We start from the raw sequence: 15837 nt of genomic DNA, 5'->3' as shown, positions 1-15837 counted from the left end.
TATAATTTAGCGTAACCAATTACTACTTTAACGAAAGTCTATGACTGCCTGGAGATACTGTATCGCTGTTTTCTTGTTTATCATTTCTACGTTTAGCCATGCGCAAACTGTACGTAAAGCCAACCTTCCCGATTTTATGGATAAACGCTTTGGTATGTTCATCCACTTTGGGCCTATAACTTTGCGCGGTACGGAGATTGGCTGGAGCAGGAATAAAGAAGTAGCCCAGGCAGATTATGACAGCCTTTACCGCGAGTTTAATCCGGTTTTGTTTAATGCCGATGCCTGGGTCCGGATCGCCAAAGATGCGGGTATGAAGTACTTGGTTATCACCGCCAAGCACCACGATGGCTTTTGCCTTTGGCCCACAAAATTTTCGGACTATAATATCATGAACTCGCCCTACAAACGCGACATCGTTGGCGAACTGGCTAAGGCTTGCAAAAAGCAGGGCATTACGTTCGGGATCTACTTTACAGTGCTGGACTGGCATGATAAGAACTACCCCATCCACAATCCTAATGATAGCACCCAAAACGTTAAAGGCGATATGCTCGCCTTTAAACAAACCATGAAAGATGAGTTAAAAGAACTCATTACCAAATATGACCCCTACCTGCTTTGGTTTGACGGCTATTGGGAAAAGCCATGGAAGGATGAGTACGGCCGCGAAATCTACGATTACATCAAAAGCATCAACCCAAAAGTATTGGTGAATAACCGCCTGGGCAAAACAAGCGAGGTGCTTAACGATAAATCGGTGGGGGATTATTTGACGCCGGAGCAACGCATCGGTCAACTGAACATGAAAGAACCCTGGGAAAGTTGCATCACCATTTGCGACCAATGGGCATGGAAACCAAACGATAAAATGAAGTCGCTTAAAGACTGCATCCAAACGTTGGTGAAAACGGCGGGAGGCAATGGTAATTTGTTGTTTAATGTTGGCCCTATGCCGGATGGCCGCGTAGAAACCCGCCAGATTAACCGCTTAAAAGAGATCGGCGACTGGATGAAGTTCTACGGCACAAGTATTTACAATACCAAAGGTGGCCCCTATGCACCCAATGATAACTTCGCCAGCACACGCAAGGGCAATAAGATATACATACATGTATTTAAACAGCAGGGAAATGCCCTAACTATCCCTGCTATTCCTAACGTTACGATCAGTAAAGCCTATTTATTTAACAATACCGCGGTGCAAGCCAAGCAAAGCGCGAGCGAAATCCAGCTTACCCTACCTGCCACCCTGCCCGATGCAAACGATAACGTGGTGGTGTTAGAAATTAACCAAAACGCGGAAGATATTCCGGTAATAAAACCTTAGATGAAAGTTGCATTGACAATATTATTTGTGATCTGTTTGATAGGTATTGGCTGTTTGGTTAATTCAAAACCAGCCGTTGTGCCAAATATTAAGCGCTACGGAAGTATCACAGGTTTAAAGCCAGATAGTGTACAGGTTTATAAAGAGTTGCATGCCCATGCGTGGCCTGCCGTCTTAAAAAAATTAAAGGAGTGCAACATCCGCAATTATTCCATCTATATAAAACAGATAGATGGCAGCCCTTACTTGTTCAGCTATTTTGAATATGTGGGCGATGACTTTAACGCCGATATGCAAAAAATGGCGGCCGACCCCAACACCCAAAAATGGTGGAAACGTACCGACCCAACCCAAATTCCCCTTTCCGATGCCGCCGCTAAAGGCAAGATCTGGAGTGATATGCAGGAGGTTTTCCATACGGAATAAGTTTTGATTATAACGCTCTTTTTGTTTAAATTTGATTGGAGTAACTCATGGATAAAAAAGAAAAAACGTTTGACGAAGCCGAATTAGAACTTTTAAAAGCAGGTCTAAAACGAAGCTATAAGGAACGTTTTGAAATGGCAACTCGCCTTTACAAAATACAGCAAACTATGAATAAGGCTGTAGTAACTCACAAACCTTTTATCGGTAAATAATCTGTGGATATCTTTGATGAAAATATTCTAAGTTTCTGGAAAGCACTTCAGGACAATCAAGTACAATATATTATGATTGGCGGTTATGCCATTAATCTACACGGTTTTCAACGCTTTACCGGCGATTTGGACATTTGGTTAAATGACACGCTTGAAAATAGAAAAGCTTTCAGAAATGCTCTTGTTGATTCCGCCATGGGTGACTATCCGATGATTGAGTATATGGAATTTCTTCCTGGTTGGACTGAATTTATTTTGAATAATGGCCTTCGGTTAGATGTACTTACTGTTATGAAAGGTCTTGAGCAGTATACTTTTGCCGAGTGCCTTCAACTGGCTTCTATAGCAGATATAGAAAATGTTAATGTTCCATTTTTACATATCAATCAGCTTATCGAAAATAAGAAAGTTGTCAATCGCCCCAAAGATCAGATAGATGTTGACGCCCTTGAAAAGATCAAAAAATTAAGGGAAGGCAGCTAATTCTCCTTTTCCTCATCCTTATTACTTACATTTGGGCCGATGTAAGTTCTTTACTTTCCTTCATCAACCGGTATAGGTTTTACTTAATTGTAGATTAATAGGGAATAGTGTGCAAATCACTAACTGTCGCGCAACTGTAAGTAACACAAAAAGGTTTTTGCCAGAATATATGTCCACTGATTGTCCAAAAACGGTCGGGAAGGGCGGCAAAAATGTTACAAGTCAGGAGACCTGCCATACCGAATTGACAATGCTTCCGCGGTATGGGGCAATGGTCGGGTGTTTGATATAGTTTTCGTTACAACCTGTATTTTTATGCAAGGGCGCGCTATATCCATACTTTTCCGCCAATCCATTCCAACAAACGCATTGCGAAGTTTAGCTAAAAGGGCTTTTAACCGATTTATTTATTTAATCAATTAAAGCAATGCTAACGCAAAATTTAGGCTACCCGCGCATTGGTGGCCAACGCGAATTGAAAAAGGTCTGCGAGGGTTACTGGGCAGGCAAAACGGGGCACAAAAATGTGCTTACCGTAGGTAAAACCATCCGCCACGATAACTGGCTGATGCAAAAAGAAGCCGGGATCGACCTGATTCCCTCGAACGATTTTTCGTATTACGACCACGTGCTGGATCATTCCCTGATGTTTGGCGCTATCCCAAAACGCTATAACGAGGTAATCCTGAAACAAGGCAAGGAAGAACTCGACCTATACTTCGCTATGGCCCGCGGTTACCAAAAGGACGGGCTGGACGTAGTAGCCATGGAGATGACCAAGTGGTTTGATACCAACTACCACTACATAGTGCCCGAGTTTTATAAGGATCAGCAGTTCAGATTATTTTCTACCAAGATCACTAACGAGTTTTACGAGGCAAAACAGTTAGGCATCATCACTAAACCGGTGTTGATAGGCCCTATTACCTACTTGCTTTTGGGTAAGGAAAAAGAAGCCGGTTTTGAAAAGATAGACTTGCTTAAAAATCTGCTTAAGGTTTATACCGAGATCCTCACTAAACTGCAGGACCTTGGCGCCGAATGGATCCAGTTTGATGAGCCCTTCCTGGCGCTTGATTTGACGGAGAAGGAACAACAGGCTTACCGCGATGCCTACAAACAACTGCGTAAAGATTTCCCGCGCTTAAAGTTTGTGCTGACCACCTATTTTGAAAAACTGGGTAGCAATGCCGAACTGGTTACCTCTCTGCCTGTTGATGCCCTGCATATCGATCTGGTACGCGCACCGCAGCAATTGGATGAAGTGCTGAACTTGCTGCCCGCTAAAACCATCCTGTCCTTAGGTGTGGTTGATGGCCGCAATATCTGGAAGAATGATTTTGAGGCATCACTCGCCATCATCAAAAAAGCAAAAGATAAGCTTGGCGATGATCGTGTTTGGATAGCACCGTCCTGTTCGTTGATCCACGCGCCGGTTGATCTGCGGAATGAGCATAACCCCGAAGTGCTTACGCCCGAGATAAAACAGTGGCTTGCCTTTGCCCGCCAGAAAGTAACCGAGATAGCGCTTATAAAAGTGTTGTCGTCTGATGAAACAGGTGTTGGTACACAATACAAACTGGCCGAAAACCAGCATGATATCGGTTCACGTAAAACTTCAGCACTTATACATAATAATACTGTTAAAGAACGTGTTGCAAAGATAACCGAAAGTGATTCGCAGCGGATAAGTGACTTTGCATCGCGTAAGAAAAAACAACAGGTGTTGTTAAACCTTCCATTGTACACCACAACCACAATTGGTTCGTTCCCGCAAACTGCAGAGGTGCGTAGCTGGCGCGCACAGCTTAAAAAAGGGGCTATTACCCAGGCACAATACGACCTTCACATTGCCGACGAAACTGAACGGGCCGTTAAGTGGCAGGAAGATATCGACCTGGATGTACTGGTACACGGCGAGTTTGAGCGTAACGACATGGTGGAGTATTTTGGCGAGCAGTTGCAGGGTTTTACCTTTACGCAAAACGGTTGGGTGCAAAGCTATGGCAGCCGTTGTGTAAAGCCCCCTATTATTTATGGTGACGTATCGCGCCCTAAACCGATGACGGTTAAATGGTCGGGATATGCGCAGTCGCTTACTGATAAATGGATGAAGGGCATGCTTACAGGCCCCGTTACCATCCTGCAATGGTCGTTTGTGCGGAACGATCAACCACGATCTGAGACCTGTACGCAGATAGCTTTGGCCATCCGTGATGAAGTTTGCGACCTGGAAACTGCCGGCATAAAAATTATCCAGATAGATGAACCGGCCATCCGCGAAGGCTTACCTTTGCGCAAGGCAAATTGGGTAGATTATCTGGACTGGGCGGTAAAAGCGTTCCGCATTTCGGCAAGCGGTGTGCAGGACGATACGCAGATCCACACGCACATGTGCTATTCGGAATTTAACGATATTATACAGAACATTGCCGCTATGGATGCCGATGTGATCACCATTGAAACATCGCGCTCGCAAATGGAGTTACTGGATGTATTTGCCGATTATAAATATCCGAACGAGATAGGCCCGGGCGTATATGATATCCACTCGCCACGCGTACCAAACCGGGATGAGATGACCCACCTGCTTAAAAAAGCACGGGCGGTTATCCCCGATGCACAGCTTTGGGTAAACCCGGATTGCGGCCTCAAAACCCGCGGATGGGACGAAACCAAAAAGGCACTGATAGAAATGGTAGCCGCCGCCAAAGAAATGCGCGCTGCCGTTGCAGAGCCTGCACTAACTTAAGCAACTACCAAGCTTAAGCCCTCTCTTATGGAGAGGGCTTTGGTGAGGCTTTTATATTTGAACTATGACAACAGACGAAAGAATCGAAGCATCAGAAACGCGCATTTTCAAGGCAGTTTTCCCGAATACCACCAACCATTACGATACCCTGTTTGGCGGCACCGCCATGCACATGATGGACGAGGTGGCCTTTATAACCGCCACCCGCTTTAGCCGCCAGGTAATGGTGACGGTAAGCAGCGATAAAATAGATTTCAAGAAACCCATCCCCGCAGGTACCATTGTAGAACTGATAGGCCGCGTAAGCCATGTGGGCAATACCAGCCTGAAGGTTGCTGTAGAGATCTATGTGGAGCAAATGTACGCCGAAGACCGCGACCTTGCCATACATGGCAGCTTTACCTTTGTAGCGATAGATGAGCACAAGAAACCGGTGAGGATAATTAAATAGCAGGTTTAGCGTATCTTTGCGGCTTATGATACAGCAAGCACTTACCAACCTCAAAATAAATGCCCTTAACCCCATGCAGGAGGCTGCCATTGCCGCCGCTAAAAAAGGCGACGTGATACTGCTTTCGCCTACCGGGTCGGGTAAAACGCTGGGGTTTCTGCTGCCGCTGCTGGATTTGCTGGATGCAAACATTAATACCGTACAGGTGATGATCATGGTGCCATCGCGCGAGTTGGCTTTGCAAATTGAGCAGGTATTTCGAACTATGGGCAGCGGGTTTAAAATTAATTGCTTTTATGGCGGGCACCCGCTCAAAATAGAGTTGAACAGCCTGTCGCAGCCGCCTGCAGTGATAGTTGGCACACCGGGCCGCATCGGCCATCACATCCGCCGTAAAACGTTTGATACAAGCACCATAACTACGCTGATACTGGATGAGTTTGATAAATCATTAGAGTTTGGTTTCCAGACAGATATGTCATACATCATCAAGGAATTGCCTAACCTTAAAAAGCGCATTCTTACATCGGCTACGCAGATGGACGCCATCCCTTCGTTCACGGGCGTTAACCGACCCGCCAAGCTGGATTACCTGACCAACGCCGCATCTACCCCCGACCTAAAACAAAAAGTGGTGATATGCGAACCTGCCGACAGGCTCGACGCCCTGTTTGCTTTAGTATGTAAGATAAGTGATAAGCCTACCCTTGTGTTTTGTAACCACCGCGAAGCGGTAGACCGCATTTGCGACCTGCTGTATGATATGGGCCTGCCGCATGATATTTTCCACGGTGGCATGGAACAGGACGACCGCGAACGTGCGCTCTTAAAATTTAGGAACGGCAGTCACCATATTTTGGTTACTACAGACCTTGCCTCGCGCGGGTTGGATATCCCCGAAATAGAGCATGTGGTGCATTATCAGTTGCCGCATAACCAGGAGGCGTTTATTCACCGCAACGGCCGTACGGCCCGGATGCACGCCACGGGTACCTCCTACTTATTACTTGCCCCCGGCGAAAAGCCCGACTACTTAGATACTATCCCCGAAGAAGAGGTACTGCCCGAAAAAACGGTAATACCGAAGCTATCGCCATGGGCAACGGTTTATATCGCCGCAGGTAAAAAAGATAAAATAAACAAGGTTGATATTGTAGGCCTGCTGCTTAAAAAAGGCGAACTGGCAAAAGAAGACCTTGGCCTGATAGAAGTTTTAGACCACTCATCCTACGCGGCTGTAAAACGCCACCTGATAGAACGCACCGTAGCATTAGTGAAAAACGAAAAGATAAAAGGCAGGAAGATAAAGATTGACGTATCGGTATAGATCGATCTACCGCCTACTGGTCATCCTGAGCGATAGCGAAGATCTATTATTGAATTTGCAATCGCAAAATGCAGGGTGTAGAATAGATGCTTCACTACGTTCAGCATGACAAAAGTAGCCTATATAGATTAATTCGTTTTCTCCAAAACCGTCAGATTACCGCTTTCGCCGTTCATTAGCGTCATCTGGATCCAAATTTGTTTTTCTTTGGTTCGGATAACGTAGGTCTTTACATCGTCTAATAAGTTGTAGTCGATAGAGTGGCCGTAGTGTTTGTCAATCAGTTCTTTATTGCCAATGCTATCTATCTGCGTTTTAGGTATAGATACATTGTTTACCTGCACGCCACCTAAGGCCTTAATGGCTTCATCATAGTATTTACCAACCGTTAGGCTGCTAAATTTTCCATCGGCACTTGGTACCTGGATATGCGTTTTAAAGGTTTTACCCTCCTGCGGTATCAGTTTGCCATTTACGGCGAAATATTCCTTATCCATAGCATTGATGTTTTCGGCCGGGGCTTCGGCCTTATAATCGAAGGTATATTTGGCAGGCAGGCCTACATACGGGAATTTTCCCGGATCTTTATCGCTAACAGGTATCGTATTAATGTCAAACGGCGCTACGGCTACAGGCGTATTATTAGCCACGGCATCGGGTGATGTTTTGCTTTCTTCCGCTTTGTTCTTCGCGGTATCGGTACCTGCGTTATCATTTGTTTTGCTTTTGCATGATGCCATTGTGGCCATTATCATTAGCGCGTAAATAGATTTTTTCATATTACTTAATGGTTTTAAGGGCGGTTTTTAGCTGAGTGGCTGCGGCTATTATCTCTTTTGATAAGATTTTGCTGTTGGTAGCTGCATCTTCATCATCGTAACGCAGGTATTTCCAGGTGTTGCCAGTGTAGCTGTCTTTAATGGCAAGCAGGTATTGGGTGCCTTTCATACGCACTTTGTTGGCGCTTATCTTTTCAATCCTGGTGCCCTGCATTTGGGTTTTGGTCATCATATCTATCAATGCCGGGTTTTTAAATTCTAATACCATGCTTTGGTTGTACTTACCAAGGCAAATATTAGCATTAGCAAGTTTTTTAACAGGGCTCAGCTGTAGCATCAGTGGCACTTCTTCAAAAATGGTTTTGATACCCATACCATCAAGCATGCCGTTTGCCATGGCTTTCATCTGTGCTTTGGGCATCACGGTAAAAATGCGCGGATAGGTCATGTCTATTACCTTATCCATATTTTTTTGATGGGTGTAAGTAACGATGGTTTCAAAGTCTTTTTTAATGATCTGCGCGTCCTGGCCAAAGGTTGCCCCTGCAGATAGCATAAAAAGGCAAAAGAGTAGTTTTTTCATATAAGGCGGTCGGGCTAAATGTGTTGGTTAACATTTCCACCACTAAACAGCAGCATCGCCATTTAGTTTTAAAAACTCTAATCGCTTGTTAGCTAACACCTAAAGATTTACCTTTATCACGAAAACTAAAATTAACCTTATTATGAAAAAATTATCATTCCTGTTAGCCGTTATGGCGCTTGCCTGCACCTCGGTTTTTGCACAGATAACCAAAGACGAAACCGCTGCCGAGTGGACCCGCGCAAAAGCTTACACCAAAGCTTATTTAGATGCTATGCCTGCCGATGGTTACACCTTTAAAGCAACGCCCGAGGTACGCACCTTTGCAGGCCAGATGCTTCACCTTGCCGATGCCAACTACTTTTTCATCGCCACAGCAACAGGCAAAGTGCCCCCGTTGGCTAAGGATGTATCGTTAGAAAAAACCGTAGCCCAAACCAAAGAGGCTACCACCAAAGCGGTTTTAGATAGCTACGATTTTGCTATTGCCAGCATCAAAAGCATGACGGATGCTCAGTTTAAAGAAGAAGCATCGATGGGTAAAATGAAGTCGACCCGTGGCTTATTGCTATCAAAAGCGTTTGAGCACCAAACACATCACCGCGGCCAAACCACCATTTACCTGCGTTTAAAAGGTGCCACCCCGCCGCCAGAAATGCTTTTCTAAACCGAAGAGAAATTTATCTAAAAAGCCATCCCGGTCACTCGGGATGGCTTTTTTTGTACCTAATGCGTATCTTGTTCGCTTTGCGTAATAGCACAACGGATATGGTGAAAATAGTATGTACGGTAATGATCGCGGTGCTTGGGCTTTCTAAATGCCACTTAAAACCGCGCGAGAGATTCGTGGCTGTGCAAGATACTGTTCAATTACTTAAACCCGGCGATACATCCACTGCGGACAACAACCAAACGCCCTTTAAAAACATGTTTGGCGTAAACAGCTACGAGTGGAATTTTTTGGAGGATCCTGCTAATAAGAAAGATCATAGCCGGATCTACGAGGCTAATATGTCGCTCATCAAAAGCTTTAGCGCGGTAAGGCATTACCTTAACTGGAACAAGCTGGAGAACACCCGGGGTAACTATACCTATAACCCCACCAATAACGGCAGCTGGTATTATGATGTGATGTACGCCCGCTGCAAGCAGGACAGTATTTTGGTGTTGGCCGACTTGAAGAACTTACCCGTTTGGATGATGGACACCTACCCTGCCGACGAGCGCGACGACGAGAATGTTCCCGTTACGTTTGGCGCTAATCGTGGCTTTCCGGTATCTTATGTAGTACAGGCACGTACCGCGTTTCAGTTTGCCGCGCGATACGGGTATAATACAAAAATAGACCCAGCACTTGTAAAGGTTGATAACCGCCCACGTTGGACAAACGACCCGGTAAATGCGGTAAAGATTGGACTTGGGCTGATCAAGTATATAGAGTGCGGCAACGAACCCGACCGCTGGTGGAAGGGAGATAAAGCCACCCAGTCGCCGGAGGAATATGCCGCAAACCTATCCGCTTTTTATGACGGGCACAGGGGCACACTGGGCAATAACGCCGGGGTAAAAACTGCCGACCCAAATATGTTAGTTGTAATGGGAGGTTTGGCTACCGCCGATGTAAAATACGTTGAGCGGATGGTAGCCTGGTGCAAAACCAACAGGGGTTTAAAGGCCGATGGTAGCGTAAACCTGTGCTTTGATGTGCTCAATTACCACCTGTACAGTAACGATGGCAGCGTATTTACACATCAACCCTCTACAACGGGTGTAGCGCCCGAGCTTTCGGGATCGGGCAAGGTGGCCGATGGTTTCGTTAGATTAGGTAAGCGTTTAAAACTACCGGTTTGGGTTACCGAAACAGGTTACGACATTAACCGGGAAAGTTATCAGCAAGCGCCTGCAGTAGGTAATAAACCTGCCTTAATAACGCAAGCCGACTGGACTTTGCGCTCGTCGTTGCTCTACGCGCGCCACGGGGTTCAGCGGCTTTTCTTTTACCAGTTGTTTGATGCTACGCCCAATAACCCCGAGCAATACGCTACATCCGGCCTTGCCGTAAGCCCCAAACGCCGCCCCGCCGCAGACTATATTTTGCAAACCAATAAGCTGATGGGTAATTACATTTACAAAGGCACCATAAACGCCGACCCATTGGTTGATAAATACCAAAGCGGCGCGAATACCATTTATGTACTAACCATTCCCGACCAGGCAGGCCGTAAAACGGAGTATAGCCTGGATCTTAAAGGAGCTGAAAAAGGTGTTATTTATACCTTAAAAGTTGGCGCGGATGCAATGGAAAGCAAGCAAGCGAATACGGTAAATGGCAAGTTAAAAGTAAAGGTAAGCGAAACGCCCGTGTTTGTGCAGGCGGTATTAAATAGCCCTTTATGAGATGTCTCACCCTGTCCCACACTGTACCGTTTTTTGTCAAAATGGGACACCTGCCAAAACCACACAACTCTTTGATTATTATATAAATGAATAAACTATTTAATATTTTACTTTAGGTAAATTAATAAAACGAAAATTTATAAGCAATTGATAATTAGGGTGTTAAATCTTTGCCTCGCTGTTAGTAACAAAAAGTGGGACAGTAAACTTAAAGCAGTGCCTTTTACCCTTAATTATGCCCCTACCACCCTTTCCACGCATAATTGATAAGTAGATACGAATTTATCCGCTTAAAAAGTTATTTTTGCGCCTGAATGAAGCACATACGTAATTTTTGTATAATAGCCCATATTGACCACGGTAAAAGTACCCTTGCCGATAGGTTATTAGAATATACCGGCACCATCACCCAGCGCGAAAGCCAGGCCCAACTGCTTGATGATATGGACCTGGAGCGCGAGCGTGGCATCACCATAAAAAGCCATGCCATCCAGATGGATTATGAGCTGGACGGACAAAAATACGTCCTGAACCTAATTGATACCCCCGGCCACGTAGATTTTTCATACGAAGTATCGCGTTCTATAGCAGCCTGCGAGGGCGCATTGCTTATTATAGATGCGGCACAGGGCATCCAGGCGCAAACCATTTCTAACCTTTACTTAGCGTTAGAAAATGACCTGGAAATTATCCCCGTACTAAACAAAATGGACCTGCCCGGCGCCATGCCCGAGGAGGTTAAAGACCAGATAGTTGAACTGATAGGTTGCAAACGCGAAGATATCCTTGCCGCCTCGGGTAAAACCGGGATGGGGGTATTTGACATCCTGCGTGCCGTTATAGAGCGCGTACCTGCCCCTGTAGGCGACCCGGATGCGCCTTTGCAAGCTTTGATCTTTGATTCGGTTTATAACTCGTTCCGCGGTATCGTGGCTTACTTTAAAGTTGTGAATGGCGAGATCCGCAAGGGCGATAAAGTAAAATTTTTTGCTACCGAAAAGCAGTACATTGCTGAAGAAGTGGGTACGCTTAAGCTGAAACAACAACCTAAAGACGTTATTAAAACAGGTGATGTAGGTTACATTATTTCGGGTATAAAAGAATCCCGCGAGGTTAAGGTTGGTGATACCATTACTACCATAGCCCGCCCCTGCGAAGGTGGGATTCAGGGTTTTGAGGAAGTAAAACCAATGGTATTCGCGGGTATTTACCCGGTTGATACCGAGGATTACGAAGAACTGCGCGAATCGATGGCCAAATTACAGCTTAACGATGCTTCATTGGTTTTTGAACCGGAATCATCGGCAGCATTAGGCTTTGGTTTCCGTTGTGGTTTCCTGGGTATGCTGCACATGGAGATCATTCAGGAACGTTTGGAGCGAGAGTTTGATATGACGGTTATTACCACCGTTCCCAACGTTTCATACATTGCCCACAGCACCAAAGGCGAGCCTGTAATAGTAAATAATCCTTCAGATTTGCCTGACCCAAGCAGGATAGATTTTGTGGAAGAGCCGTACATCAAGGCAACCATTATTACCAAAGCCGAATTTGTAGGCCCGGTAATGTCGCTTTGTATTCAAAAACGTGGATTTATTAAAAATCAATCGTACCTGACTTCTGATCGTGTAGAACTTGTATTCGAGATGCCAATGGGCGAGATCGTATTCGATTTTTACGATAAACTTAAAACCATATCAAAAGGTTATGCCTCTTTTGATTACCACCAGATAGGCTACCGCCAGAGTGATCTTGTCCGTTTGGATATTAAACTAAATTCTGAACCGGTTGATGCTTTATCATCGTTGATATTCCGCGGCAACTCATACGATTTTGGTAAAAAGATCTGTGAAAAGCTAAAAGAACTTTTACCTCGCCAGCAATTTGAAATCATCATACAGGCGTCTATCGGTGCAAAAATTATTGCCCGCGAAACGGTTAAGGCGATGCGTAAAGACGTTACCGCCAAATGTTACGGTGGTGATATATCCCGTAAGCGTAAATTGTTAGAAAAACAAAAGGCCGGTAAAAAACGCATGCGCCAGGTTGGTAACGTAGAGATACCACAAAGCGCGTTCATGGCGGTTTTGAAACTTGATTAATTATTAGAATTGAGAAACAAGAGCCAGGAACCAAGACCGATCCGGTTATTTCCTGACTCCTCTATCCTGACTCTTGACTTTATAAAAAATGCAGTTACTCGACGGAAAATACGTATCAGAAAAACTTAAAGGTGAAATTGCCGAAGAAGCGGCTAAAATTTTAGCGCGCACGGGCCGCAAACCACATTTGGTTGCCGTTTTGGTAGGCCATGATGGGGGCAGCGAAACTTATGTTGCCAGCAAGATGAAGAACTGCGAAAAGGTAGGCTTCAAATCTACCCTGGTACGTTATGAAGATAATGTTAGCGAGGATGAACTGCTTACAAAAGTAGCGGAGTTAAATGCTGATGCGGATATCGACGGTATCATCGTACAACTTCCGCTCCCAAAACATATCGATCCTGAGAAAGTAACCGAGTGCATCGACCCTAAGAAAGACGTGGATGGTTTCCACCCCGTTAATTTGGGCCGTATGCAACGCAACCTGCCTTCGTTTATCCCTGCTACCCCCTACGGTATCACCCTGATGCTAAAAGAGTATGGCGTGGAAACCGCGGGTAAACATTGCGTGGTTGTTGGCCGCAGTAACATTGTGGGCTCGCCAATGAGTATCCTGATGGCGCGTAATACTACTCCGGGTAACTGTACCGTAACCATTTGCCACAGCCGCACGCCCGATATTAAAAAGTTTACGCTTGATGCTGACATCCTGATTGTTGCCATCGGTAAAAAGAATTTTATTACTGCCGATATGGTGAAAGATGGCGTTGTAGTTATCGACGTTGGTATGAACCGGGAAACATCAACCATAACTAAATCCGGCTATAAGCTTTATGGCGATGTTGATTTTGAAGGCGTATCACAAAAAGCATCATGGATAACCCCCGTACCGGGTGGCGTAGGTTTGATGACCATCATTGGTCTACTAAAAAACACTTTGGCTTCGGCTAATAAAGAAGTTTATTCGTAATTTTTAGTGAGTAGTTTATTAGGTTAATTGGTAAGAAGCTTTACTTACTGTTAAACACCTTGTCCCAAAAAGTTTCGATCCCTACATATACCTCTCCCGCTCTGATTTCAATGGCATAGCTATCTATGTAATCGTTTTGACCGGGGTTGCCTTTGCCAGTTTTCAGATCATAATTATACCTATGGAACGGGCAAATCAATTTGCCATCCTTACACCAGCCGCCACTTAATTCGGCACCGGCATGCGGGCAGGTTGCGCCAAGTGCATACAGTTCGTTTTCGTACCCGATGATGAGGATATCCTTACCACTCGCTTTTGCTTTTTTAATGAATGGAAGGCCATTAAGTTCGATGCCGGGAATTGAGTACCACTTCATTGGTATGTTTAGAAATCTATTCGCAAGTTCATTAAGGCCGGGTTTTTGATTACCTCGTCCATACTGGTAATTAAGGTTACCTGTCTCCTGTCGGCAGATAGGATCGCTTTTGAGTTATTTATCTTTTTTACAGGCTTGGCAAAACGTAACACCATTTTGTAAGGCATATCTATCAGCATCGCTTTAGCCATTGCCAATCGAGAACCCGCCCCTTTCAGGAAATTATTAAATTTGGTTTTATTGATGATACGCGAAAACTTATGGTCGGTTATTTCATAAGTGTAATAATCCTGCCCTCCTAATAAAAGTTCACTTTTATATTCGCTTTTGTTATCCTTTAGATCACCTGGTTGCAAAACCACTTTTTTATTAGGGCCTGCAAATGCTGCCTGTTGCGGCACTTTTACCGAAAATGCCGAAACGTGGTGCAGGTAATAAATCAATTCTGCCGGGGTTTTGGCAAGGTAATCCAGGTTTACCTTCATCTTATTTTTGGTAAGGTCCATATCAATATGGAGCGAGCTGTTCTTAGCCGTTTTGATATCATCGGCACTCATTTTACGCACAATGCTATCTGGCAGGGTGCTAAAGTAGTTTAGGGAGGTGTCTTTTGCCAGGCTAAACTGCGGCGTTGCCCTCACCGAATCCGAAATTAAAACGTTTAAAACCGAGAGCGCCCTGCTCATATCAAAACCATAGGCAACGGTGCAGGAGCCGTCGGGATTAAAATTATAGCGCTCCTCAATGTCAACGCATGAGGTAAGGCAAAAGAAGGTGAAAAATACAACAGGTAAGTATATTTTCTTCATGCGTTAGAATTTAGGTAATATTAGTTAATTTACTTGAAAACCAAAAAGTTAATATGGTTGAAACGCAAGGGTGAGGGCGAAAGCGTGAAAAATCAAACAATGTTACTACATCCTTATTATCTGTTCAATCTCACAATTCCCACCATTTACCCCATGCCATTTACCTTTAACCTCAAAAAGATTACCTTTGCGCCTTATTATGGCACACCAGGTTCCGGAAGATGGCACATTGCTTCCTTTAATGGAAGAGTTTTATACGATACAGGGAGAGGGATACAATACCGGCAAAGCAGCCTATTTTATCCGCCTTGGCGGCTGTGATGTGGGCTGCCATTGGTGCGATGTTAAAGAAAGCTGGGATGCCGAACTACACCCGCTTACCCACTCTGACACCATCGTAAATAATGCAACTAAATTCCCGTCTAAAGCGGTAGTAGTAACAGGTGGAGAGCCGCTGATCTACAACCTAAGTTATCTTACTCAAAATCTGCAGCAAAAAGGTATCAAAACGTTTATAGAAACATCCGGCGCTTACCCCCTTTCGGGTAACTGGGACTGGATATGCCTGTCGCCAAAGAAATTTAAAGCACCCACGCAAGTAGTTGCCGATGCGGCGCACGAATTAAAGGTCATCATCTTTAATAAATCGGATTTTGCTTTCGCAGAACACAATGCGAAGCTTGTTGGCCCAAACTGCAAATTGTATTTACAGCCCGAGTGGTCTAAACACACCGAGATGACCCCTCTTATTGTGGAATATGTAATGGCAAATCCACAGTGGGAAATATCTTTACAAACCCACAAATACTTAAATATCCCTTAATATTGTAACTTAGTGTA

Annotated in this window: 16 protein-coding genes and 1 riboswitch; of the genes, 12 read left to right on the top strand and 4 right to left on the bottom strand. The window is 44.8% G+C overall.

Annotated elements, in window-relative coordinates; all coding sequences use genetic code 11:
- The first annotated feature begins 40 nt into the window (after nt 1-40).
- From ABIB39_RS11840 to ABIB39_RS11810, 7 genes are all read left to right on the top strand, one after another.
- Nucleotides 41-1330, top strand: a complete 1290-nt coding sequence (locus tag ABIB39_RS11840) for an alpha-L-fucosidase (protein ID WP_354430206.1) — start codon at nt 41-43, stop codon at nt 1328-1330.
- Entirely contained in the window at nt 1331-1756 is a 426-nt protein-coding gene (locus ABIB39_RS11835; RefSeq protein ID WP_354430204.1) for an L-rhamnose mutarotase, read from the top strand.
- Between the two features lie 47 nt (nt 1757-1803).
- Entirely contained in the window at nt 1804-1968 is a 165-nt protein-coding gene (locus tag ABIB39_RS11830) for a hypothetical protein (protein WP_354430202.1), read from the top strand.
- Between the two features lie 3 nt (nt 1969-1971).
- Nucleotides 1972-2451, top strand: coding sequence for a hypothetical protein (locus ABIB39_RS11825; protein WP_354430200.1), 480 nt, complete (start codon nt 1972-1974; stop codon nt 2449-2451).
- A gap of 57 nt (nt 2452-2508) precedes the next feature.
- Nucleotides 2509-2703, top strand: a riboswitch (cobalamin riboswitch).
- A 175-nt stretch (nt 2704-2878) separates the two neighbouring features.
- Nucleotides 2879-5203, top strand: a complete 2325-nt coding sequence (metE, locus tag ABIB39_RS11820) for a 5-methyltetrahydropteroyltriglutamate--homocysteine S-methyltransferase (RefSeq protein ID WP_354430198.1) — start codon at nt 2879-2881, stop codon at nt 5201-5203.
- Between the two features lie 64 nt (nt 5204-5267).
- The gene (locus ABIB39_RS11815) at nt 5268-5654 is read left to right on the top strand and encodes an acyl-CoA thioesterase (protein ID WP_354430195.1); all 387 of its coding nucleotides are present in this window, start codon (nt 5268-5270) and stop codon (nt 5652-5654) included.
- A gap of 25 nt (nt 5655-5679) precedes the next feature.
- The gene (locus ABIB39_RS11810; RefSeq protein WP_354430193.1) at nt 5680-6981 is read left to right on the top strand and encodes a DEAD/DEAH box helicase; all 1302 of its coding nucleotides are present in this window, start codon (nt 5680-5682) and stop codon (nt 6979-6981) included.
- A gap of 128 nt (nt 6982-7109) precedes the next feature.
- Here the strand turns inward: ABIB39_RS11810 and ABIB39_RS11805 are convergent, their stop codons facing one another.
- Both ABIB39_RS11805 and ABIB39_RS11800 read right to left on the bottom strand, forming a co-directional pair.
- Nucleotides 7110-7760, bottom strand: coding sequence for a hypothetical protein (locus ABIB39_RS11805; protein WP_354430191.1), 651 nt, complete (start codon nt 7758-7760; stop codon nt 7110-7112).
- A 1-nt stretch (nt 7761) separates the two neighbouring features.
- A complete protein-coding gene (locus ABIB39_RS11800) occupies nt 7762-8343 on the bottom strand; it encodes a hypothetical protein (RefSeq protein WP_354430189.1) in 582 nt (193 codons plus the stop codon).
- Between the two features lie 142 nt (nt 8344-8485).
- Between ABIB39_RS11800 and ABIB39_RS11795 the strand changes: the two genes are divergently transcribed.
- The 4 genes from ABIB39_RS11795 (at nt 8486) to ABIB39_RS11780 (ending at nt 13812) form a co-directional block, all read left to right on the top strand.
- Complete coding sequence (locus ABIB39_RS11795; protein WP_354430187.1) at nt 8486-9010, top strand: DinB family protein; 525 nt, start codon at nt 8486-8488, stop codon at nt 9008-9010.
- Between the two features lie 101 nt (nt 9011-9111).
- Nucleotides 9112-10740, top strand: a complete 1629-nt coding sequence (locus ABIB39_RS11790; RefSeq protein WP_354430185.1) for a hypothetical protein — start codon at nt 9112-9114, stop codon at nt 10738-10740.
- Nucleotides 10741-11054: 314 nt separating this feature from the next.
- On the top strand, nt 11055-12842 hold the full coding sequence (gene lepA, locus ABIB39_RS11785) for a translation elongation factor 4 (protein ID WP_354430183.1): 1788 nt from the start codon (nt 11055-11057) through the stop codon (nt 12840-12842).
- Between the two features lie 88 nt (nt 12843-12930).
- Entirely contained in the window at nt 12931-13812 is an 882-nt protein-coding gene (locus tag ABIB39_RS11780) for a bifunctional 5,10-methylenetetrahydrofolate dehydrogenase/5,10-methenyltetrahydrofolate cyclohydrolase (protein WP_354430181.1), read from the top strand.
- A gap of 40 nt (nt 13813-13852) precedes the next feature.
- Here ABIB39_RS11780 and ABIB39_RS11775 read toward each other — a convergent pair whose 3' ends face one another.
- Together ABIB39_RS11775 and ABIB39_RS11770 are read right to left on the bottom strand one after the other, a co-directional pair.
- Entirely contained in the window at nt 13853-14188 is a 336-nt protein-coding gene (locus ABIB39_RS11775; RefSeq protein ID WP_354430179.1) for a Rieske (2Fe-2S) protein, read from the bottom strand.
- Between the two features lie 8 nt (nt 14189-14196).
- The gene (locus ABIB39_RS11770) at nt 14197-14997 is read right to left on the bottom strand and encodes a hypothetical protein (RefSeq protein ID WP_354430177.1); all 801 of its coding nucleotides are present in this window, start codon (nt 14995-14997) and stop codon (nt 14197-14199) included.
- Between the two features lie 199 nt (nt 14998-15196).
- On the opposite strand from ABIB39_RS11770, the gene ABIB39_RS11765 reads away from it, so the two are divergent.
- Entirely contained in the window at nt 15197-15820 is a 624-nt protein-coding gene (locus ABIB39_RS11765; RefSeq protein WP_354430175.1) for a 7-carboxy-7-deazaguanine synthase QueE, read from the top strand.
- Nucleotides 15821-15837 lie beyond the last annotated feature (17 nt).

Origin of the sequence: Mucilaginibacter sp. UYP27, from assembly GCF_040547175.1 — a bacterium.
Taxonomy (GTDB): domain Bacteria; phylum Bacteroidota; class Bacteroidia; order Sphingobacteriales; family Sphingobacteriaceae; genus Mucilaginibacter.
Note: the sequence above shows the minus strand (reverse complement) of the source record. Positions and strands in the feature narration are given on the sequence as shown.